The sequence below is a fragment of the Bosea sp. 124 genome (genome assembly GCF_003046175.1).
Taxonomy (GTDB): Bacteria; Pseudomonadota; Alphaproteobacteria; order Rhizobiales; family Beijerinckiaceae; genus Allobosea.
In genome coordinates, this window is sequence record NZ_PZZM01000001.1 from 3,709,661 (window position 1) to 3,731,475 (window position 21,815).

A 21,815-nucleotide genomic window follows, 5' to 3' on the forward strand; every position below is an offset into this window, starting at 1 on the left:
CATTTGGTCGTGTTGCGCCGCGCCCGATCCGGCGAGGCCGCGCATTCTCGGGTTCTGCTTCTGGTTTTCGCCACAGTTCTGCGGCCAGTCTGGACACGCCCGACGAACCCGACCGGAGGCGACCGCATGGCGAGCCCGTCCGATGCGCGCAGCGACAGCGTGGGATTGCAGCGTTTCGGCCTCGGCTTCGGGGTAGGTCAGAGCCCGGCGATCAGGGTGGGCGCACGCGACCGCCTGCTTGCCGAGATCGACCGGCGCGCGCTGCCGCAGCCGGCCGGCCTGCCGTTTTCGGGAACAGCGGAGATTGGCGCCGCGCTCTATGCCTTCGAGGATCGCGAGCGGAGCGGGCGCGAGGCGCGGCGTGCCGCCCAGGCAAGCGAGGCGCAGGTCGCGGCCGCTCAGCCGGCACTCGCCCAGTCTGTGCCTGCCGCGCCTGCTTCCTCTACACCCCAGAGCCCGATGGCGCAGCCGAAGCCGGCGGCCGAGCCGGCTCTGCCTTACAGGACCTATCGCCAGGAGGTTCTGGCGCGGGTGCGCCTCGCGCTCGATGCCGAGACCGGCTTCGGCGAGCGGCTGGTGCAGTTCTGGTCGAATCATTTCTGCGTTGGGGCGACCAAGAGCAACCTGACGCGGATCATGGCAGGGGCCTATGAGCGCGAGGCGATCCGGCCACATGTCTTCGGCCGGTTCGAGGAGATGCTGGTCGCAGCCGAGAGCCACCCGGCGATGCTCGATTTCCTCGACAACCGGCTCTCGATCGGCCCGTCCTCCCCGGCCGGCAAACGGCGCGGGCGCGGCCTGAACGAGAACCTCGCCCGCGAAATCCTCGAACTGCATACGCTTGGCGTATCGGGCGGCTATGCTCAGGTCGACGTTACCAATCTCGCCCGCATCATCACTGGCTGGACGGTGGTCGGTCGCGAGGCGGTACTGGGCTTTCCGGGGTCGTTTGCCTTCAATGCAGGGCTGCACGAGCCGGGCGCGCCGCCGCTGCTCGGCAAGCCCTATGGCCAGCCGGGCAAGGAGAAGGGGCTGGCTGCGCTGGGCGATCTCGCCCGCCATCCCGCCACCGCCGATTTCATCGCGATCAAGCTGGTGCGGCATTTCGTGGCCGACGACCCGCCGCCCGCACTGGTGCGCGCCCTTTCGGCCGTGTTCCGGCGGACTGAGGGCGATCTCGCCGCCGTCTCGCGGGCGCTGCTCGAGTCGGATGCGGCGTGGCGGGCCGAGCCGACGAAGATCCGCTCGCCTCAGGAGTTCCTGATCGCGGCCTTCCGGGCGCTCGGGCGCAAGCCCGATTTCGGCCAGATCATCGGGCCGCTCGGTGTCATAGGCCAGCCGCTCTGGCAGCCCGCCGGTCCCAACGGCTATCCCGACGGCAACGAGGCCTGGGCCTCGCCCGAGGGCATCAAGACGCGCATCGACGTCGCCGCCGGCTGGGGCCGGCAGGCGGCGGGCAACGTGCCCGATCCGCGCCTGCTGACTGAGGATATCCTCGGGCCGCTGCTGTCGCCGGAGACGCGCCAGGCGGTGGCGCGGGCCGAGAGCAGGCCGCAGGCGCTGGCCCTGATGCTGATGTCGCCCGAGTTCCAGCGGAGGTGAGCCCGATGGTCGATGACGACGACGATTGCGAACGGATGACGCCGTCGCGCCGCGCCATGCTGGGCGCGGCAGGCGCTCTGTTCGCTTGGTCCTTCGTGCCGAAATTCGCCTATGCGGCGGCGGGCAGCCGAGACCCGCGCTTCCTGCTGGTGGTGCTGCGCGGTGCGCTCGACGGCTTGTCGGCGGTGCCGCCGATCGGCGATCCCGACTATGCGGGCCTGCGTGAGGACATCGCGCTGATGCGCGACGGGCCGGATGCAGCGCTGCCGCTCGACGGCTTCTTCTACCTTCACCCGGCGATGCCGAACCTGGCGCGGCTCTACGCCTCGGGCCAGGCCTCGATCGTCCATGCCGCCGCCACAGGCTATCGCGAGCGCTCGCATTTCGATGGGCAGGATGTGCTGGAGAGCGGGCAGGCGGGGCCGGGACGGACCGAGAGCGGCTGGCTCAACCGGCTGATCGCCAGTCTGCCGCCGGGTGAGGGCGTCTCACGGCGCGGCGTGCTCGGCGTCGGCGTCGTTCCGCCGCTGGTCGTGCGCGGCGAGGCGCCGATCCTCGGCTGGGCGCCGCCGCGCATGGCGCGCGCGGGGCCGGATCTGATCCAGCGCCTCGGGGATCTCTATGGCCAGCGCGATCCGGGGCTGGCGCGTGCGCTCAGCCAGGCGGGCCTGACCGAGGGCATCGCGCAGCGCCGCGGCATGGGCAGCGAGGTGAGAGGCGGCGGCGGGCCCGACAGTGCGGATGGCATGAAGCGCATCGCGGAAGGCGCGGCTGCGCTCGTCGGCGCCGATGACGGGCCGCGTATCGCCGCTCTCGCCTTCGAGGGCTGGGATACGCATGCGAACGAGGGCGGCGCGAAGGGGCGGCTGGCGCAATTGCTCGGTGGTCTCGACGGCGCGCTGGCGAGCTTCGAGGCGGGGTTGAAGCCGGTCTGGAACGATACCGTCGTGATGGTGGTGACGGAGTTCGGCAGGACGGCGAAGGTCAACGGCACGGTCGGCACCGATCACGGCACCGGCACGGTCGCCTTCCTGGTCGGCGGGGCGGTCAAGGGCGGGCGGATGATCGCCGACTGGCCGGGGCTGAAGCTAGAACAACTCCATGAGAAGCGCGACCTGAAGCCGACGACGGACATCCGCGCGGTGGCGAAGGGCGTGGTCTCGGAGCTGTTTGGCCTGTCGGGGCCGGTGCTGGCGGAGAAGGTGTTTCCGGGGACCGGCGGACTTGCGCCGCTGGCGGGACTGGTGGGGTAGGCGCCCCTTATGCTGGGGCAAAGACCCGAGCATCTCCAGCAAGAGATTCCCGGCTCGCAGCCATGCTGAGCCCGAGAATGACGCAAGCCTTCAAGCCCAGGCGCGCTGCTTCAGCTTGTCCTCGAAGGCTGCGATCTTCGGCGCCTTCTCCATGGTCAGGCCGATGTCGTCGAGGCCGTTCATCAGGCAGTGCTTGCGGAACGGGTCGATGTCGAAGGTCACGGTGCCGCCATCGGGGCCCTTGATCTCCTGCTTTTCGAGATCGACCGTCAGCGTCGCGTTCGAGCCGCGCTCGGCGTCGTCGAACAGCTTCTCGAGGTCCTCCGGGCTGACCACGATCGGCAGGATGCCGTTCTTGAAGCAGTTGTTGTAGAAAATATCGGCGAAGGAGGTCGAGATCACGCAGCGGATGCCGAAATCGAGCAGGGCCCAGGGCGCATGCTCGCGCGACGAGCCGCAGCCGAAATTGTCGCCGGCAACCAGGATCTCGGACTTGCGATAGGCTGGCTGGTTCAGCACGAAGTCGGGGTTCTCCGAGCCGTCCTCCTTGTAGCGCATCTCCGAGAACAGCGCGGTGCCAAGCCCGGTGCGCTTGATCGTCTTGAGGTACTGCTTGGGGATGATCATGTCGGTGTCGACATTGATCACCTTCAAGGGCGCGGGGGTCGAGGTCAGCGTGGTGAAGGGCTGCATGGGAAACTCCTGATCGACAGTTCTTTAGCCGAACTGCGTGGCGCCGCAAAGATGGCCCAAGCCCCTGACGGCATTGCGCGCGCGTCAAGGCGCGGCCGTCAGATATAGGCGATGTAGCGCCCGGCCGCCGCGACGCCGAGCCAGATCACGAGCGAGAGCGCAGCGGGCAGCCGTGCGGCTCGCGCGGTCATGCCGGGGTAGCCGCGCTTCAGCGCCCGCTCCATCCAGACCACGTTGAGGAGCCCGACCGCAATCAGCGCCAGCTTGATCTGGAAGGAGGGGTTGCGGATGATCGCGCTCGCCTCCGGCGTGAACAGGATGAGGCCGCTGGCCAGCAGTACGCAGAAGGCACCAATCGCGACCGGGCGGAAGCGGCGGATGACGGCGTCCGTGGCGTCGTCACGCAGTGCGCCGAGGACACGCAGATCCATGATCGCGACGCTGGCGAAGAAGACCAGCACCGCCAGCACATGCATGACATTGGCGATCGGATAGATCAGCACGGCGTCACGGATGCCCAGGCCGAAGGCCGAGCGCTCGAGCGTCTGCAGGATGGCGATGCCGGCATGCTCCACGCTGGCTCACCTCAACTCGAAGCGCTTGCCGGCGACCTCGATCCACTCCGCCCGCATCTCGCCCGGCTTGACGCGGCTGGGATAGCCATAGGCGGTGATCGTCGTGCCGACCGTGATCAGCTCCTGCAAGGCGCCGCGCGCCTGCATGCGGGAGGGCGGCGCGAAGGTCAGTTCCCAGTCCTTGCCGTCGGCGGTGATGTCGGCATGGACATGCGGGTTGACGTATTCGAGCGTCTTGACCGGCCCGGTCAGCGTGACAGGGTTCTGCGCATCGTAGGAGCCCCAGCCGTGATGGGCAAGGGCGGCTGCGGGCAGGATGAGGCCAAGGGCAGCGAAGGCGAGGCGGCGCATGGTCGGTCTCCGCATTCGTGTTCGGAGCCGAAGGTTAGAGCCGTTCGAGGCGGCGTCAATGAGGCGCCATTTGCGGGGCCGCGTTCACGGATGTGTCATTGTTGCCTCAAGCCCGACTGGCGCCCCGCGCGCGGATGCCGTGCATCACAGCTGCGCGGTCAGCAGCTTGAAGCTGGCGAAGGCGAAGAAGGCGGCGAGAACGGCTTCCGCCCGGCGCCGGACCCGGCGGTAGCCCGCGATCATCGGCGCGCTGGAAAACAGGATGGCGTAGCCCTGGTTGATCGCCAGCGAGATCAGCGCGCAGCCGATGACGATGGCGTAGACGATCAGTGCGGGTGCGTCTGGGCGCAGGCCGAGCGCGATGATCGCGGTCCAGCTCAGGATCGCCTTGGGATTGGTGATGTGCATGAGATAGCCGCGCAGAAAGGTGCGGCGCCCGGAAACGGCGGCTTTCGGCGCCGGCATGTCCGTGCGCATCGCCGAACGGGCCGAGCGCCAGGCCAGGAAGAGCAGGTAGAGCCCGCCGACGATCTTGATGACGTAGAGCGCGCCCGGATGGCCCGCGACGAGAGCCGAGACGCCGATGGCAGCGAGGATGCCCCAGCTCAGCGAGCCGGCGGTGACGCCGAGCGCCAGCGTCATGCCGGCGCGCCGGCCGCGCTCCATCGATGTCGCCATGACCGCGAGGTTGCTGGGGCCGGGGCTGGCGACGGCGAGGATGAAGGCCGAATAGACCAGGGTCAGAGCCGGCAGGTGCCGGGCGAGGTCGTCGAGCATCGTCTAGCGTTCCGCTCCGGCTTCGATGGCTTCCATGTCGTCGTCGGAAAAACCGAAATGATGGCCTATCTCGTGGACCAGAACATGGGTGACGATGCCGCCCAGCGTCTCGTCATGCTCGGCCCAGTAATCCAGGATCGGGCGGCGATAGAGATGGATCGTATTGGGCATCTGGCCGGTCTGCGGGGTATAGCCCTGCTGCGGCAGGCCGATGCCGGTGAACAGGCCGAGGATGTCGAAGGGGCTCTCGGCTTCGAGTTCCTTGCAGATTTCGTCCTCGGGGAACTCGGTGACGTTGAAGATGACGTCGGCGCAGAGTGCGCGGAACTCGTCCGGCAGCCGGTCGAAGGCAGCCTGCGCCATGACTTCGAAGGCGGCAATGGAGGGCGCCTGGGCGTCGTCCCAGCCGATGTCCGCAGACCCCTGCGCTATGAGGCCGGCGCCGGCCGATGCACGGATATCGGGAACGCTGCCCATCACCAGGCCTTGAGCTGATGGCCGAGCCACCAGGCCAGCACGATCACGCCGAGCAGTGAGAGCGAGCGGCCGATACGCCGGCCCCAGAGCTCGATTTTGTCGCCCTGCGGCGCGTCCGAGCCGGTGAAATGGTCGGCCGCTCGGCCCATGGATGAGCCGAGCAGGCTTTCGCTGTCGCGCTTGACGCGGCCGAGCGCGGCTTGTGCCTCGGCGGCGCGGGCGGCTTCGCGGGGATCGTTCGACATGCGCTCTCTCCCCGCGGTCGCGTCAGCCCAACTGCCTCACATCGACGAAATGCCCGACCAGCGCGGCCGCGGCGGCCATCTGCGGCGAGACGAGATGCGTCCGGCCGCGATAGCCCTGACGGCCCTCGAAGTTGCGGTTCGAGGTCGAGGCGGCGCGCTGGCCCGGCTTGAGCTGGTCGGGGTTCATGCCGAGGCACATCGAGCAGCCCGGCTCGCGCCATTCGAAGCCCGCGGCGAGGAAGATCTTGTCCAGCCCCTCAGCCTCCGCCTGCTGCTTCACGAGACCCGAGCCCGGAACGATCATGGCGTAGTCGAGCGAACCGGCGATCTTCTTGCCGTCGACGATCTTCGCCACCGCGCGCAGATCCTCGATGCGGCCGTTGGTGCAGGAGCCGATCCAGATGACGTCGAGCGGGATGTCGGTCATCTTCGTGCCGGCGATCAGGCCCATATAGTCGAGCGCGCGCTGCTTGGACGAGCGCTTGGTCTCGTCCTCGATCAGCGCCGGGTCGGGCACGGCGCCCGCGACCGAGATCACGTCCTCGGGGCTCGTGCCCCAGGAGACGATCGGCGGCAGGTTGTTGGCGTCGAGACGGACGATGCGGTCGAAATGCGCGCCCTCGTCGGTGTAGAGCGTCTCCCAGTAGCGCACGGCTTCGTCCCAGGCAGCGCCGTGGGGCGCTTTCGGACGGCCCTTGAGATAGGCGTAGGACTTCTCGTCGGGGGCGACCATGCCGGCGCGGGCGCCGCCTTCGATCGACATGTTGCAGACCGTCATGCGGCCTTCCATCGAGAGGGCGCGGATGGCGTCGCCGGCATATTCGATGACCGAGCCGGTGCCGCCGGCCGTGCCGATCTCGCCGATGATCGCGAGCGTGATGTCCTTGGCGGTGACGCCCTTGGCCAGCGTGCCGTCGACCTGGACGAGCATGTTCTTGGCCTTCTTCTGGATCAGCGTCTGGGTGGCGAGCACATGCTCGACCTCCGAGGTGCCGATGCCATGCGCCAGTGCGCCAAAAGCACCATGCGTCGAGGTGTGGCTGTCGCCGCAGACGATCGTCGTGCCGGGCAGGGTGAAGCCCTGCTCGGGGCCGACGATGTGGACGATGCCCTGGCGGATATCGAGTTCGTTGAAATACTCGACGCCGAAGTCCTTGGCGTTCTTCGCCAGCGCCTCGACCTGGATGCGGCTTTCCTCTTCCGCGATGCCCTTGGAGCGGTCGGTGGTCGGGATGTTGTGGTCGACGACGGCCAGCGTCTTGGTCGGCGCGTGAACCTTGCGGCCGGTCATGCGCAGGCCCTCGAAGGCCTGCGGGCTCGTCACCTCATGAACGAGGTGGCGGTCGATATAGAGCAGGCAGGTGCCGTCCTCCTGCCGGTCGACGATATGGTCGTCGAAGATCTTGTCGTAGAGCGTGCGGGGTGCGGAAGTCGCGGTCATGGCGATAAGCCTCGGTGTCCTGGAGTCGGTCTGAAAAGTGAGGCCGGCTCGGTGGGCCGGCGCGCGTATCGCATTCGCCTGTCGCCGGCCAGTCGGCCGGTCTCAGGCGAGGCTAAGGCCCGCGGCGATCGAGGCGGTGAAGCGACCAAAGAAGCGCCAGGGCAGGCGGGCATGGTCATGCAGCGCGGCGAACCCCTGGGTCGTGGGAATGCGGCGCGTGTTCGCCTCGGGGCGAACAACGCAGAGCCTGCCATCCTCGACTGCACGGAGCGCGATCATGGCCCTGTCTCTATCAGTTCCAGACTGCGGCGGCAACGAAGCCGGCGATGGTGGGGAGCGTGCGGCACGCAGGGCAAGCCGGCTCGTGGAGCCCGCGGATTCCGGCCACTCGGAATGAGGGCCCTGGCGACGACCTCGTCACGAAAAAACGCGGCCCCGAAGGACCGCGTCTATAAACTTCTCGCGCTGCTGCCAATCTTATCTTGGCGCAGGTCTTACTTGGCTTCGGCCTTCGCGCCCTTGGGCGGACGGGCCTCGACGCGCTCGGCGATACGGGCCGACTTGCCGCGACGATCGCGCAGGTAATACAGCTTGGCGCGGCGCACCTTGCCCTTGCGGATGACCTTGATCGAATCGAGGTTCGGCGAAAACAGCGGGAAGACGCGCTCGACGCCCTCGCCATAGGAAATCTTGCGGACGGTGAAGCTCTGGTTGAGGCCGCCGCCGTTGCGGGCGATGCAGACGCCTTCATAGGCCTGAACGCGGCTGCGCTCGCCTTCTTTGACCTTCACATTGACCTGGACGGTGTCGCCGGGCTGGAAGTGCGGGATCTCGCGACCTTCGCTGAGCTTGGCGATCTGCTCTTTGTCGAGCTGTTCGATGATGTTCATAGGGTCTCTCCAATTGCCGTTGTCGCGCTTGATCTGCGCGGGCGTTCGGCACGCTGTTTTCAGTTGAGTGCGCGGGCCATACAGGAGAACCGGGCGCTTGTCGAGCGACTGGCGCGGCGCACGGCGGCTGGCGCCCGCGACAAGGCCGTGCATAGGCTGGGCCCAACGAGAATGACAGCCACCGGGTCGGAAAACATGCCTCAGGACATCATCAAGGTCGCCCTCGTCACGGGCGCCGCGCGCGGCATCGGGCTTGCCACCGCGAAACGCTTTCTCGGGGAGGGCTGGCAGGTCGCGTTGCTCGACATCGATGCGGTGACGCTCGAGGCAGCCGTCGCCGGGATCGCGCGGCCTGAAGCCACGCTGGCGCTGCCCTGCGACGTGTCCGATCCGGCTGCGGTCGAAGCCGCCTTCGCGGCGCTCCGCGCGCGCTTCGGGCGGCTCGACGCATTGGTCAACAATGCCGGCACGGCGGTGTTCAAGCCGCTGCTGGAAACCAGCCTCGCCGAGTGGAACCGGGTGCTCGCGGTCAACCTGACCGGCCCGTTCCTGACGACGCAGCTCGCGGCGCCGCTGATGGCAGATGCGGGCGGCGGCGCCATCGTCAACATCACCTCGATCTCGGGCCTGCGCGCCTCGACGCTGCGCGTCGCCTACGGTACCTCGAAGGCGGCGCTCGGCCATCTCACCAAGCAGCAGGCGGCGGAACTCGCCGGCCTGGGCATCCGCGTCAATGCAGTGGCGCCCGGCCCGGTCGAGACCGCCATGGCGGCGGCGGTCCACAGCCCCGAGATCAGGGCCGACTATCGCGACGCCATTCCGCTCGCGCGCTACGGGCTGGAGGAGGAGCTGGCCTCGGCGATCTTCTTCCTGTGCAGCGACAAGGCGAGCTACATCACCGGCCAGACGCTGGCGGTCGATGGCGGCTTCGATGCGGTCGGCATCGGGCTGGCGACGCTGCGGGGGGAGCGGCGGAACCTGTGAGAGGCGGTCGGGCCCGCTTCCGACCGATACCGTTGAAAAAGTCGTCGTTGCCGCGGGTATGAAGTCCTGATTCAGTTGTCCTTGGTCGGAGGGCGGCGCGATGATGGGCGAGCGACAGGTGGCGCAGGAGGCGTTGTTCTACGAGTTCAGCCTGGAGCGGCACGTCCCGGCCGATCATTGGGTCCGAGCCATCGACCGCTTCGTCGATCTCTCTGATATCCGCGCGCATCTGCGTCCGTTCTACAGCGAGATGGGTCGGCCCTCGATCGATCCGGAGCTGATGATCCGGATGCTGCTCGTCGGCTACTGCTTCGGCATCCGGTCCGAGCGCCGCCTGTGCGAGGAAGTCCACCTGAACCTCGCCTATCGCTGGTTCTGTCGGCTCGGGCTCGAGGGCGCCGTTCCCGATCACTCGACCTTCTCGAAGAACCGGCATGGTCGTTTCCGCGAGAGCGATCTTCTGAGGGAGTTGTTCGAGACGACCGTCCGGCGCTGCATCGCGGAGGGGCTCGTCGGCGGCGAGGGCTTCGCGGTCGATGCCAGCCTGGTCAAGGCCGACGCCAACAAGCAGCGCTCGGCGGCGGCCTCCGAAGTGGTCGACTGGGACGATCTCGCCCGGACGCGCCGGTCGGTGCGCGAGTATCTCGACACGCTCGACGAGGCCGCCTGGGGCGCCGCCAGCGAGGCGAAGCCGAAGTTCGTCTCGCGCTCCGATCCAGCGGCGCAATGGACTGGCGCCCTGAAGGGACACGCCTTCTTCGCCTATGCCACCAACTATCTGATCGATCTCGACCACGCCGTCATCGTTGATGTCGAGGCCAGCCGTGCCATCCGGCAGGCAGAGGTCGGCTCGGCCCGGACCATGCTCGACCGAACGCAGGAGCGCTTCGGCCTCTGGCCGGCCAGATTAGCTGCTGACAGCGCCTACGGCTCGGCCGAGAACCTCGCCTGGCTGGTGCATGAGCGCGGGATCGAGCCGCACATCCTGGTCTTCGACAAATCGCAGCGCAGCGACGGCACCTTCAGCCGCTCCGACTTCGCCTATGACCACGCCCGCGATCTCTACACCTGCCCGGGCGGGAAGGAGCTTCACCAATATCGGCGGCGCTTCGGTATCAGCCGCGAGGGCGTCGATCCCGAAGGCTTCATGCGCTACCGCGCCAGCAAGTTGGACTGCGACGCCTGCTCGCTGAAACCGCAGTGCTCGCCCAACACGCCGGCTCGCAAGATCCTGCGCTCGATCCACGAGGGCGCCCGCGACATGGCCAGGGACATCGCCGAGACCGATGCCTATGTCGCCTCGCGGCGAGAGCGGAAGAAGGTCGAGATGCTGTTCGCTCACCTGAAGCGCATCCTGAAACTCGATCGCCTGCGCCTACGCGGACCGAACGGCGCCAGAGACGAGTTCCACCTCGCTGCGGCAGCCCAAAACCTCCGGAAGCTCGCAAAGCTCCTGCCGAACGGACCCCAGTTCAGGCCTGCATGAGAGGGCGAGGATCAATCGGCCAAATCCGAAACGCCCTCGCGTCCCTCTTAAGACCGACTTTTTCAACGACATCGACCCGTTGCTGACATCCCGAAGGTCTGCTCCTGGGGGATGCAATGAGATCGACAGCCGCGCGGCCGGGCTGAACTCAATCTCAAGCGGACTCTGAGGCGGCCGAGGCGCCTTGTCGTCAGCGAAAGAGGTTCGGGGGCAGCGGCGGCTCCGCATTGAGCAGCGTCATCGTCACCCGACGGTTCGACGAGAGGTAGGGATTGTCGGGGAAGACCGGCTCGGTGTCGGCGCGTCCCACCACGGAGAAAAAGTGGTCGCTGGGGAGCCCGGCGCCCGACAGGATCTCGCGCACGGCGAGCGCGCGCCCGGTGGTGAGGCTCCAGGGTTCGACGGCCCCCACCGAGCCCGGGCGCGCGGCGGCCGTGTGGCCGGTGACACGCAGGCGGTTGGGCAGCCGGCGCAGGGTGGGCGCGAGCGCCTCCAGCACGCGACGGGTGCGCTCGTAGGGGTCGACCGAGCCCTCGCGGAACATGGAGCGGCCGTCCTCGTCCACGAGGGAAACGTCCACCCCCTCCTTGGTCGCCTCGATCACGATGTTGCGCGACAGCTCGGCAATGTCGGGCAGGTTCTGGAGCGCCTGCCGGAGGCTGGCTATGGCGCTGTGGTTGGCCTGCACGCTGGCGGCCGGGCGGCTGACCTCGCGGTCGCGGGCGTTGCCCCACCAGCTCGGGCGCCCGTCGTCCTGCGCGGTGGTGCCCGCCGCCGCGTCGCGGGGCGTCGACGACTTGTTGCCTGACTTGTCCAGGGCGGTGCCCATCAGGATGGCGCCTGCGCCACTGCTCGTAGGACTCGTAGCCCCCGGCGCGAAGTATTCCGCCAGGCCGTTCTTCTGCTCCTGCGTCGTCATGCTGATCAGCCACATCAGCAGAAAGAACGCCATCATGGCGGTCACGAAGTCCGCATAGGCGATCTTCCAAGCCCCGCCATGGTGTGCATGAGCGGCCTTCTTGACCTTCTTGATGATGATCGGCTGGATGGGCTTGTCCATCGAGTTCCTGCTGAAGATCGGGTCAGACGCTGGCGGGCAGAGCAGCGGTTGCCGCTTCCACTTCGTTGAAGGTCGGGCGGACGTCGCTCATCAGAGCCTTGCGGGCAAATTCGACCGCCATCACCGGCGGCAGGCCGCTGATATGGGCGAGGAGACCCGCCTTGAGTGAAAGGTAGTATTTGGATTCCGCCTCGAAGGTGCTCTTGAGCGACGCCGCCATGGGCGCGAAGAAGCCGTAGGCGACGAAGACGCCGAAGAAGGTGCCGACAAGTGCGCCGCCGATCAGATGTCCCAGCACCTCCGGCGGCTCTTTGATCGCCCCCATCGTCTTGATCACGCCGAGCACGGCGGCGACGATGCCGAGCGCCGGTGTTCCGTCGGCGAGCGACTGCATGGCCGAAACGATACGCTCCTGCTCCTGGTGGTGCGTCTCCAGTTCCTCGTCCATGAGAGCGTCGATCTGGTGGACGTTGTTGGCGCCCAGCGACAACATGCGCATGTAGTCGCAGACGAACTCGACCGCATGATGGTTCGCTGCAAAAGTGGGGAAGGCGTTGAACAGCGTCGAGTTGCCCGGATTTTCAATGTGCTCCTCGATCGCGAGCATGCCCTTCTGCTTCACAAGCTTATACAATGAATACTGCATCCCCAGCAGTTCGACATAGCATTCCTGCTTGTACTTGGAGCCCTTCATGATCGTGCCGAGCATGCCGGGCACGGCCTTGAGCACCGGCGCGGGGTTGCCGATGATGAAGGCACCGATCGCTGCACCGAGGATGATAACAAACTCGAACGGCTGCCATAGGACCTCGAGGTGGCCACCCATAGCCGCGTAGCTGCCGAAGACGCAGACGAAGACGATGATTGCGCCGACGATCAGCCGCATGGTTTGCCATCCTTGCGCCGCAGCAGGTACAGCCCGCGCGAAGCCACTACTGGTCCGAGGAAATGACCAATCGAGGTTAAGGGCGAGTTTACAGCCATGGGCCCGCAGGTTTGTAAGCGTCGTCCTCCGGCCACGGCTTTGAGGCTTGGGGCGCGGCAGGGTAGGCCCCAGGGGAGGAAATCGGGGTCCAATGCGTCTCCGCCAATCCCGGTGATCGGCGTCCAATAGGGACCGTTTCCCGGGGTCGTCTACGCTGCGCCGCTTTGCCGTGACGCGGCGAGGCCGAGGAGGATGCGGGTGAGAATCAGCTGGGCAACGCGTGCGGGCGCTCCTTCGCGCCAAATGCCACGCTTCGCAAGCGACAAGGAGTTCAACGCCTTGGCTTGCCGACCGCTGCGTCGCGCACGCCGAGGCGACGGCTCCCCCTCGGTTCCGTGGACCATCCGGCATGCCTCTGATTGCGTTCTCTCGCCGGTGCCAATCCAACCTCCGGACAACGCTATCGAGCCGCTGGAAGGCTGACCAAGAAGGTTGACCGCATATCGGACTTTTAGCCGATGCTTGCGGGGTGCCGCAGAACAGGACTGTCACGTCCGCCTGGGATCGCCAGCTGGCACCGGCGCAACGAGGCGTTTCCGGATTTGGGCGATCTCCCAGTCCGGTTGCGAGCGAGGCTGTGTAAAAACGCGCTGCCTGCCTTTGATCAACTGGGGCGGCGAGCCCGCGATGAGGGGCAGTGTCAGGCCCGGATCGCTTCCATCAGCGGCTTGGCGCCGATGATGGCGATGACGCGCTTGAGGTTATAGGCGAGGATGTGGAGGCCGATTTCGGTCTTCACGTTGGGCAGGCGCCTCGTCAGGAAGTGCGTCGCCCCCATCCAGGCCTTGATCGTGCCGAAGGGGTGTTCGACGAGCCGCCTTCGTTGGCGCATGGCGCCAGGCGTCAGATCCATCCGCCGTTGAAGGGCGTCGATGATCGCCTCGTGTTCCCAGCGGGTGACCCGCCGTTCGACGCTGGGCGTGCACTGAGCCTTGAGGGCGCAGGCCTGGCAACTAGCGCGATCCCAGTAGCGGTGGAGCGTCATTCCCCGCTCGACCGTGGTCATATGGCGCGGCAGCAGCGCGCCGGATGGGCAGCGATAGACATCCTGCTCGGGCAGGTAGACGAAGTCCTGCTTGCCGAACCGGCCCTCGGCCTTGGCGCCCGAGGTCAGCGGCTTGGGCAGATAGGGCGTCACGCCCAGGGCCTCGCAGGAGCGGATCTCCTCGCCGGAGAAGTAGCCGCGGTCGGCCAGCGCATCGAGCTTTTCCGCGCCCATGGCGTTCTTTGCCTTGGCGGCCATGGCTGCGAGCTGCTCGCGGTCGCTGCCGGTCATGACCACGTCGTGGGCGACGATCAGGTGATGCTTGGCCTCGACAGCGGACTGGACGTTGTAGCCGACAATCCCACTGCCGCGTCCGCTGGTGGCCATCGAGCGAGCGTCCGGATCGGTCAGCGAGATCTGGCCTTCAGGTGAGGCAGCGACTTGCGCCTCCATGGCCTTGAGCATCTTCATCTGCTCGCGCAGCCGCTCGACCTTCTCCTGCAGCCGTCCCGAGCGCGCCTCGGCGGCCTCGTCTTCCTGACGATCGGCCGTGTCGAGGTCACGCAGATAGCCCGCGATGTGTTCAGCCACCTGCTGCAGGCGCCTCGTGAGCTTGTGGGCCGTGAAGTTCTTGTCGCGGCTGTTCACTGCTTTGAACTTGCTGCCGTCGATGGCGACCAGGGTGCTCCCGAACAGGCCGATCTGACGGCACAGCACCACGAACTGAGCGCAGGCGCCCTGGATCGCGGGCCCATTCTCCTTCCGGAAGTCGGCGATGGTCTTGTGGTCGGGCGCAAGCCTCCCCGTCAGCCACATCAACTCGACATTGCGCCCCGCCTCGCGTTCCAGCCGGCGGCTGGACTGCACCTTGTTCAGGTAGCCGTAGATGTAGAGCTTGAGCAGCGTGGCCGGGTGGTAGGCCGGGCGTCCTGTCGCTGCCGGCGTCACGCCCTCAAAACCCAGGACCTCCAGATCCAGGTCATCGACGAACACGTCGACCACCCGCACCGGGTTCTCATCCGCCACATAGTCGTCCAGGCAATCGGGAAGCAGCGTCGGCTGCCGGCGGTCGCAACCCTCAACGAAGCGGCTCAAATCCGACCTCCCGACTGCAACGTCAGGAGTCTACCCGAACCAGCACGGTTTTCACACAGCCTCGAGCCATGGCGGACATATCAGCACACAACTTGTCCCCGCTCCCCATGCAGCACTTATCCCGCCGCGACCTCATCCCCGAGGGGCAGCCATCCGGAGGTGTGCCGTTGGTGGGGATGAGGGCGGCGCCTGCGGGCGGAGTCACGATCCACTCCCGGGAGGCTTCGGGAACCGCCCTGGGGATACTACGCTCCCTGTGCGAGGAGCTCGCCGGGAGGCTCGGTCGGTGACGAGGCTAGCGATCGAGGACGCGACGAGGCGATGAGCCGAGCTGGCGTCCGAGATCGCGGCATCCGATCCGGCCGGCCATAGAAGCGCGGCCTGGAGTCCGAAATCGCCGACAGGCGGAGCGCCACGGGGCGTGCGGGCAGTGGCTCAATCCATCCGCGCCGCATCCTGGCTCAACGGATGCGGATTGATACCCACGCGCCTCGCGGCGCTCCGCTGCCCCTCATCATCAACCGACGCGGAGACGCGGGCGGGGATTTAGCATGCGCGGAAACCGCGACGCAGAACCCCTCTCCTGCAAGGAGAGGGGTAGGGGAGAGGTGTCAACCGCTGGACCCGTCAAGCGCCGGTTTGACCGCCGCTGCGGTGAGGCTGCGGCCAAGGCGTCCAACAGCCGACACCTCACCCTGCCCTCTCCTTACAGGAGAGGGTTCCCCGCACCTTCCTCGGCGAGATGCAAGCTCTCCGCCTGCCGCACCGCAGCAGACAATTCCCTTGCTCCAGTCCCCAAACGGCGCGAACCTGCCCCTCACGATCCCTCTTCGACGGCCGCCCGACCTTGTCGGGCCGGTGCGACCGCCGCCCGACCGGCGTGGGCACATCGTTCGTCCTCGTCGGCCTCACGCCGCGCGGGAGACCTGGGGCCTCTGCCTCGCGCTTCTTCGCGGCCCGACCCGAAGGAGGACACCATGCCCGCACCATCTCCGGCCGGAGGATCCGCGAACGGCGTCAGACGGCCGGGGCCGCGATGCATCGCCATCGTCGGTCCCTTCCAGAGCGGCAAGACGACCCTGCTCGAAAGCATCCTGGAGCGCTGCGGCGGGCTCTCGCGGGCCGGATCGGTGAAGACCGGCAACAGCATCGGCGACGCCGGCGCCGAAGCCCGCGCCCACCAGATGAGCACGGACCCCAACGTCGCCAGCGTCGAATTCCTGGGCGAGCGCTTTCATTTCATCGACTGCCCCGGCTCCGTCGAGTTCCTGCACGAGATGCGGCATGTCCTGCCGGTGGTCGATGCCGCCGTCGTGGTCTGCGAGGCGGACGACCGCAAGGCGCCGGCGCTCGAACTCGTGCTGCGCGAGCTGGAAGAGGCCGACATCCCGCGCTTCCTGTTCCTGAACAAGATCGACACGGCGACGCGGCGGGTGCGCGAGACGCTGGCGATCCTGCAGCGGGCGTCGCGGACGCCGCTGCTGCTGCGCCAGATCCCGATATGGCAGAAGGGCATCGCGGTCGGCTTCATCGACCTCGCCCTGGAGCGGGCCTTCATCTACCGCGAGCATGCCGCCAGCGAGGTGGTGCCGCTCGCCGCCGATGAGGCCGGGCGCGAGAAGGAAGCCCGCTTCTCGATGCTGGAGAAGCTCGCCGATTACGACGATGCGCTGATGGAGGAACTGCTCGGCGACATGGAGCCGCCGCAGGACCGCATCTTCGACGACCTCGCGCGTGAGCTGCAAGACCGCCATGTCGTGCCGGTGCTGATCGGCTCGGCCGAGCGCGGCAATGGCGTGACGCGGCTGCTCAAGGCCCTGCGCCATGAAGCGCCGGGTCTGGCCGAGACGCGCGGACGCATCGGCGTCGTGGCCGAGGGCTCAGCCCTCGGCCAGGTGATGAAGACCTGGCATTCCGGACATGGCGGCAAGCTCTCGCTCGCCCGCGTGCTGCGGGGGCGGCTGGCGGAGGGCGATGTCGTGACCTCGTCGGGCGGGGTCGAGACGCGCATTGCCGGTGTGCTGGAACTGAAAGGCGCCGAGCAGACGCGGCGGCCTGCCGTCGAGGAGGGCGATGTCGCGGCTCTCGCCCGGCTGGAGGGAGTATCGACCGGCGATTCGATCGCGCCCGGCAAGCAGCGCGCGGCGCAGGTGAGCGCGGTCGCGCCGCCGGAGGCCGTGCATGCGCTCGCGCTCGCGGTGAGGGACCGCAAGGACGATGTCCGGCTGGCGGCGGCGCTGGCAAAGCTCGCTGAGGAGGACACCGCGCTCTCGGTCAGCCATCTGCCGGAATTCGGCGAGATGCGCCTGTCCGGCCAGGGCGAGATGCATCTGCGGGTCACGCTGGAGCGCCTGTCGGGCCGCTATGGCGTGGCGGTCGAGAGCCGGCCGCCGCAGGTCGGCTATCGTGAGACGATCCGCGGCAAGGCGAGCGCGCGGGGGCGGCACCGCAAGCAGAGCGGCGGGCATGGCCAGTATGGCGATGTCGTGCTGGAAGTCGCCTCGTTGCCCCGGGGTGAGGGCATCCGCTTCGTCGACCGCATCGTCGGTGGCGCGGTGCCGCGCCAGTATATCGCCTCGGTCGAGGCGGGAATCCGCGATTATTGCCGCAACGGGCCGCTCGGCTTCCCGCTTGTCGATCTCGAGGTGACGCTGACCGATGGCTCCTATCACAGCGTCGATTCCTCCGACATGGCCTTCCGCCAGGCGGCGCGGATCGCGATGGCGGAGGCGGTGCCGCAGGCCAGGTCCGTTCTGCTCGAACCGATCCTCACCGTCGAGGTGGTGATCCCGTCCGAGGCGATGTCGCGGGCTTCGGCGATCGTCTCCGGCCGGCGCGGGCAGATACTGGGCTATGATTCACGCCCGGGCTGGCGCGGCTGGGACCAGATCAACGCGCTGATGCCGGAGGCGGAGATGGCGGGGCTGATCGTCGAACTGCGCTCGGCGACATCGGGCGTCGGCTCCTTCAGCGCGCGCTTCGACCATCTCGCCGAACTCTCCGGCAAGCCGGCCGATGCCATCGTCTCGGCACATGCCCTGGCGCAGGCGCGCTGAGGGCGGCTGTCAAATCAGTTTACATGTAAACCTTTAAACAGGTAAGGAATTCGGCGGGCGCTTGCGCCCGCCGAAGCTGTTCCGCAGTGTAGGGCCAGCAAAAAAGCACCGACACGCGCGTCTGACGGGCGAAAGCCGGGCGACAGGGGAGGATTGAAATGAATGCGAGCAGCGCCCCTCAGGCGAAGCCCGATCCGCGGCCCTGGCTGGCTCACTATCCGGCGGCGGTTCCGCCCCGGATCGACGAGGCCCGGACCGGGACGCTGGCCGACCTGATCGCCGGCGCCTGCCTGAGCTATGCCGAGCGGCCGGCCTTCGAGAGCTTCGGCAAGACGATCAGCTTCGCCGAGACCGGCGCGGCGGCGCGAGCCTTCGCCGCCTGGCTGCAAGGGATGGGCTTTCAAAGGGGCGACCGCGTCGCGCTGATGATGCCGAACATTCTGGCCTATCCGGCGGCGATGTTCGGCGTGCTGATCGGCGGCTTCACCGTGGTCAACGTCAACCCGCTCTACACGGCGCGCGAACTCGCCCACCAGCTCAACGATTCCGGCGCCCGGGTCCTGGTGGTGATCGAGAACTTCGCTCATGTCGTGGCGGAGGCGAAGCCGCATCTGAAGCTCGACGCCATCGTCATCGCGACCGCGGGCGACCTGATGGGCTTCAAGGGGCACATCGTCAATTTCGTCGCGCGCCGGATCAAGAAGGTGGTCAAGCCCTTCGACCTGCCGGGCTCGGTTCCGCTGCGGACGATCCTGACCGGAACGGATGAGATGCTGCCCGTGACGGTGATGCCGGAGGACGTCGCCTTCCTGCAATATACCGGCGGGACGACGGGCATCGCCAAGGGCGCGACGCTGACGCACCGCAACGTCGCCTCCAATGTCGAGCAATGTGGGCTCTGGCTCGGCTGGGCGCTTGAGCCGCCGCTCGGGCGCAGCGACTACCAGCATGTCATGGTGACGGCGCTGCCGCTCTACCACATCTTCGCCCTGACCTGCTGCTGCATGTTCATGCTGCGGATCGGCGCCAAGGGGCTGCTGATCGCCAATCCGCGCGACATCACCGGCTTCATCAAGACGCTGAAGGCGAGCCGCTTCACGCTGATCTCGGGCGTCAACACGCTCTACAACGCGCTGGCGAGCCATCCGGAATTCCCGCAGGTGAATTTTGACGAGATGCGCTTTGCGGTTTCCGGTGGCATGGCGACGCAAGCGGCGGTTGCCAAGCAGTGGAAGCAGGTCACTGGCCGGCCGATCATCGAGGGCTACGGCCTGTCGGAAACCTCGCCGGTCGCCTCGATCAACCGGCCCGACATTCCCGAGTTCACTGGCACGGTCGGCTTTCCGCTGCCCTCGACCGACATCGCCATCCGCGACACGGAGGGCAACGATCTGCCCATCGGCGAGGCCGGCGAGATCTGCATCCGCGGCCCGCAGGTGATGGCGGGATACTGGAAGCGGCCGGACGAGACCGCCAAGGTGATGATGCCGGACGGCTTCTTCCGCAGCGGCGACATCGGGGTGATGCAGCCGGACGGACAGGTCCGGATCGTCGACCGCATGAAGGACATGGTTCTGGTCTCGGGTTTCAACGTCTATCCGAACGAGGTCGAGGATGTGCTCGCCATGCATCCCGGCGTGCTGGAATCCGCTGTGGTCGGCCTGCCGGACGAGCATTCCGGCGAGGCGGTCACCGCCTTCGTGGTTCGCAGGGACGATACGCTCACAGCCGACGAACTGCGCGCGTTCTGCCGGGACAGCCTGACCGGCTACAAGGTGCCCAAGCAGATCTTCTTCCGCGAGAGCCTGCCCAAGACCAATGTCGGCAAGGTCCTGCGCCGGGCGCTGCGCGAGGAGGTTGCGAGCAAGCGCTGAGGCGGGCTCCCGGCACGGCGTGATGCGTCATCATCTTGCCGCCATCACCCGGCCCCCATCGCCTTCACGGCGGGGCCGGTCTAAACTGTGCTGGACGAGGCTGTGCCGGGTCCACCCGGGCGTGGCCCAGACCGCGCTCGACCCGGATCTTGCCCGAGGAGTGGCTGTTTGCCTCGCCGACTGACCGAATTGCCGCTTCTGCGCCGGTTGAAACCGGGGCTCCATGTCCATGACGACGAGGCGCTGAACGCTGAACCGGCCCTCGATCTGCTCGCCGATCCGATCACGCCGGTCGATGTTTTCTTCATCCGCAACAATGGTGACGTGCCGGAGGTCGAGGCCGGCCGGGACTGGACGCTGACGATCGACGGAGAGGTCGAGCGACCGACCGTCTGGACGACGGCCGCCCTGCGCGACAGCTTTGAGACGGTCACCGTCACGGCGGTGCTGGAATGTGCCGGCAATGGCCGTTCGCAATTCTCGCCTGCGACGGACGGCCTGCCCTGGCGGCTTGGCGCCGTCGGCTGCGCGCGCTGGACCGGAGTGCGGATGAAGGACGTTCTGGACCATGCCGGGGTGCGGGACGCCGCGGTCTATACCGGCCACTACGCGCCAGACCGGCTGATCGCCGACCCGGCGCGGCCGGCGCTCTCGCGCGGGCTGCCGATCGCGAAGGCGCTGGCGCCCGAGACGCTGATCGCCTTCGCGATGAATGGTGAGCCGCTGCCGCGCCTGCACGGCGGGCCGCTGCGGATTGTGGCGCCGGGCTTTCCAGGCTCAGCCTGGCAGAAATGGCTTGACCGCATCGCGCTGCGCGCCTGCGAACATGACGGCGAGAAGATGCGCGGCACCAATTACCGGCTGCCGCTCCGCCCTGTGCTGCCGGGCGAGCCTCTCGACGAGAGCCGTTTCACCGTCATCACCGACATGCCGGTGAAGTCGCTGATCACCACGCCGGCGCATGGGTTCACGGTCCCGGCCGGCGGCATTCTCGGCGTCTCCGGCTTTGCCTGGAGCGGCGCCGTGCCGCTCGAAGGCGTGCGCGTCTCCCGCGACGGCGGCGTGAACTGGCAGGAGGCAGCGTTGGAAGAAGGTGAGGGGCCTTTCGCCTGGCGGCGTTTCAGCGCGGAGTTCGCGATCGGGAGCGCAGGACCTCTCGTCGTGGTCGCGCAGGCGCGCGACGTCGAGGGCAATGTCCAGCCGCTGGAGATCGCCTGGAATCCGCGCGGCTACTGCAACAATCAGGCGCAACGGGTCTCCGGTGCGGCGCGGGCCGATTGAAGGTGCCAATGTCTGCGCCGCGCCAGTCCTTGCGCGCTGCCGCCAATGAACTAAGTTAGTTCAAGATCAGCGGAGCCAGCGATGAAGACAGTGAATATTCATGCTGCAAAAACCCATCTGTCCCGTCTCGTGGAGGATGTTGCCGCGGGCGAGGAGGTGATCATCGCGAAGCATGGCAAGCCGATGGTGCGGCTCGTGCCGCTCGAGGCGGTTCGGCCGAAGCGTCAGCTTGGCCTCTTGGCCGGCCAGGCTCGAATTCCCGATGATTTCGACGCGCCGCTGCCCGATGACGTCTTGAAGACGTTCCTCGGCGGTTGATGCGCCTTCTTCTCGATACTCACGTCCTGCTTTGGTCGTTTTACAGGCCCGAGCGCCTGAGCCGTTCCGCGCAGGAGCTGATACAAGATACCGATAACGCCGTTCTGTTCAGCGCTGCGAGCATGTGGGAGATCGCAATCAAAGCGGCGCTCCGGCGGGATGACTTCCAGATCGAGCCAGACCGGATTCTGGAGCTGATGGATGCTGCGGGCTTCATCGAGATCCCGGTGACCTCCCGCGTTGCCGTTGCTGTCCGCGACCTTCCACAGCATCATGGCGACCCCTTCGACCGCCTTCTCGTGGCTCAAGCGATTGCCGAGCCGGCGATCCTTCTGACGGCCGACCGCAAGCTTCAGGCGTATTCCGATCTCGTCAGGCTGATCTGAC

The 21,815-nt window shown here is 67.2% G+C and carries 21 protein-coding genes; 9 read left to right on the top strand and 12 right to left on the bottom strand.

The window, feature by feature from the left end; all coding sequences use genetic code 11:
• The first annotated feature begins 126 nt into the window (after window positions 1–126).
• Window positions 127–1,602, top strand: a complete 1,476-nt coding sequence (locus C8D03_RS17575; protein ID WP_108048135.1) for a DUF1800 domain-containing protein — start codon at window positions 127–129, stop codon at window positions 1,600–1,602.
• Between the two features lie 5 nt (window positions 1,603–1,607).
• Window positions 1,608–2,855 (top strand): DUF1501 domain-containing protein, encoded by a 1,248-nt coding sequence (locus tag C8D03_RS17580; protein ID WP_248308513.1) that lies wholly within the window; start codon window positions 1,608–1,610, stop codon window positions 2,853–2,855.
• 90 nt (window positions 2,856–2,945) lie between these two features.
• On the opposite strand, the gene leuD is transcribed toward C8D03_RS17580, so the two are convergent.
• The 9 genes from leuD to rplS all read right to left on the bottom strand — a co-directional run bounded on the left by leuD (window position 2,946) and on the right by rplS (window position 8,304).
• Window positions 2,946–3,548, bottom strand: a complete 603-nt coding sequence (gene leuD, locus C8D03_RS17585; RefSeq protein WP_108048137.1) for a 3-isopropylmalate dehydratase small subunit — start codon at window positions 3,546–3,548, stop codon at window positions 2,946–2,948.
• 98 nt (window positions 3,549–3,646) lie between these two features.
• The gene (locus tag C8D03_RS17590; RefSeq protein ID WP_108048139.1) at window positions 3,647–4,123 is read right to left on the bottom strand and encodes a DUF6644 family protein; all 477 of its coding nucleotides are present in this window, start codon (window positions 4,121–4,123) and stop codon (window positions 3,647–3,649) included.
• A gap of 6 nt (window positions 4,124–4,129) precedes the next feature.
• Window positions 4,130–4,474: a DUF6152 family protein gene (locus tag C8D03_RS17595; protein ID WP_108048141.1), complete on the bottom strand. Its 345-nt coding sequence runs from the start codon at window positions 4,472–4,474 to the stop codon at window positions 4,130–4,132.
• A 144-nt stretch (window positions 4,475–4,618) separates the two neighbouring features.
• Window positions 4,619–5,251 (bottom strand): LysE family translocator, encoded by a 633-nt coding sequence (locus tag C8D03_RS17600; protein ID WP_108048143.1) that lies wholly within the window; start codon window positions 5,249–5,251, stop codon window positions 4,619–4,621.
• Between the two features lie 3 nt (window positions 5,252–5,254).
• Window positions 5,255–5,614 (bottom strand): metallopeptidase family protein, encoded by a 360-nt coding sequence (locus C8D03_RS17605; protein ID WP_248308706.1) that lies wholly within the window; start codon window positions 5,612–5,614, stop codon window positions 5,255–5,257.
• Window positions 5,615–5,727: 113 nt separating this feature from the next.
• Window positions 5,728–5,973: a hypothetical protein gene (locus tag C8D03_RS17610; protein ID WP_108048147.1), complete on the bottom strand. Its 246-nt coding sequence runs from the start codon at window positions 5,971–5,973 to the stop codon at window positions 5,728–5,730.
• 22 nt (window positions 5,974–5,995) lie between these two features.
• On the bottom strand, window positions 5,996–7,414 hold the full coding sequence (leuC, locus tag C8D03_RS17615) for a 3-isopropylmalate dehydratase large subunit (RefSeq protein ID WP_108048149.1): 1,419 nt from the start codon (window positions 7,412–7,414) through the stop codon (window positions 5,996–5,998).
• A 102-nt stretch (window positions 7,415–7,516) separates the two neighbouring features.
• Window positions 7,517–7,693: a hypothetical protein gene (locus tag C8D03_RS26510; RefSeq protein ID WP_181301364.1), complete on the bottom strand. Its 177-nt coding sequence runs from the start codon at window positions 7,691–7,693 to the stop codon at window positions 7,517–7,519.
• Between the two features lie 215 nt (window positions 7,694–7,908).
• Window positions 7,909–8,304: a 50S ribosomal protein L19 gene (gene rplS / locus C8D03_RS17620; RefSeq protein WP_108048151.1), complete on the bottom strand. Its 396-nt coding sequence runs from the start codon at window positions 8,302–8,304 to the stop codon at window positions 7,909–7,911.
• Window positions 8,305–8,499: 195 nt separating this feature from the next.
• Here rplS and C8D03_RS17625 point away from each other — a divergent pair, with 195 nt between their 5' ends.
• Both C8D03_RS17625 and C8D03_RS17630 read left to right on the top strand, forming a co-directional pair.
• Window positions 8,500–9,288 carry an SDR family NAD(P)-dependent oxidoreductase gene (locus tag C8D03_RS17625; RefSeq protein ID WP_108048153.1) on the top strand — a complete coding sequence of 263 codons (789 nt, stop codon included), beginning with the start codon at window positions 8,500–8,502 and terminating at the stop codon, window positions 9,286–9,288.
• A gap of 100 nt (window positions 9,289–9,388) precedes the next feature.
• Entirely contained in the window at window positions 9,389–10,774 is a 1,386-nt protein-coding gene (locus C8D03_RS17630) for an IS1182 family transposase (RefSeq protein WP_108048155.1), read from the top strand.
• A 190-nt stretch (window positions 10,775–10,964) separates the two neighbouring features.
• Here the strand turns inward: C8D03_RS17630 and C8D03_RS17635 are convergent, their stop codons facing one another.
• The 3 genes from C8D03_RS17635 to C8D03_RS17645 all read right to left on the bottom strand — a co-directional run bounded on the left by C8D03_RS17635 (window position 10,965) and on the right by C8D03_RS17645 (window position 14,899).
• The gene (locus C8D03_RS17635; protein WP_210203942.1) at window positions 10,965–11,834 is read right to left on the bottom strand and encodes a flagellar motor protein MotB; all 870 of its coding nucleotides are present in this window, start codon (window positions 11,832–11,834) and stop codon (window positions 10,965–10,967) included.
• Window positions 11,835–11,856: 22 nt separating this feature from the next.
• Window positions 11,857–12,945, bottom strand: coding sequence for a flagellar motor stator protein MotA (gene motA / locus C8D03_RS17640; protein ID WP_248308514.1), 1,089 nt, complete (start codon window positions 12,943–12,945; stop codon window positions 11,857–11,859).
• A gap of 514 nt (window positions 12,946–13,459) precedes the next feature.
• Window positions 13,460–14,899 (bottom strand): IS1182 family transposase, encoded by a 1,440-nt coding sequence (locus tag C8D03_RS17645; RefSeq protein ID WP_108047418.1) that lies wholly within the window; start codon window positions 14,897–14,899, stop codon window positions 13,460–13,462.
• Window positions 14,900–15,876: 977 nt separating this feature from the next.
• On the opposite strand from C8D03_RS17645, the gene C8D03_RS17655 reads away from it, so the two are divergent.
• From C8D03_RS17655 to C8D03_RS17675, 5 genes are all read left to right on the top strand, one after another.
• Window positions 15,877–17,955: an elongation factor G gene (locus tag C8D03_RS17655; protein WP_108048161.1), complete on the top strand. Its 2,079-nt coding sequence runs from the start codon at window positions 15,877–15,879 to the stop codon at window positions 17,953–17,955.
• A 158-nt stretch (window positions 17,956–18,113) separates the two neighbouring features.
• Window positions 18,114–19,829, top strand: a complete 1,716-nt coding sequence (locus C8D03_RS17660; protein WP_108048163.1) for an AMP-binding protein — start codon at window positions 18,114–18,116, stop codon at window positions 19,827–19,829.
• Window positions 19,830–19,997: 168 nt separating this feature from the next.
• A complete protein-coding gene (locus C8D03_RS17665; protein WP_181301068.1) occupies window positions 19,998–21,110 on the top strand; it encodes a sulfite oxidase in 1,113 nt (370 codons plus the stop codon).
• Window positions 21,111–21,191: 81 nt separating this feature from the next.
• A complete protein-coding gene (locus C8D03_RS17670; RefSeq protein ID WP_108048167.1) occupies window positions 21,192–21,428 on the top strand; it encodes a type II toxin-antitoxin system Phd/YefM family antitoxin in 237 nt (78 codons plus the stop codon).
• Window positions 21,428–21,814, top strand: a complete 387-nt coding sequence (locus C8D03_RS17675) for a type II toxin-antitoxin system VapC family toxin (RefSeq protein WP_108048169.1) — start codon at window positions 21,428–21,430, stop codon at window positions 21,812–21,814. Before C8D03_RS17670 ends, C8D03_RS17675 begins: the two co-directional genes overlap by 1 nt.
• The last annotated feature ends 1 nt before the right edge of the window (window position 21,815 follow it).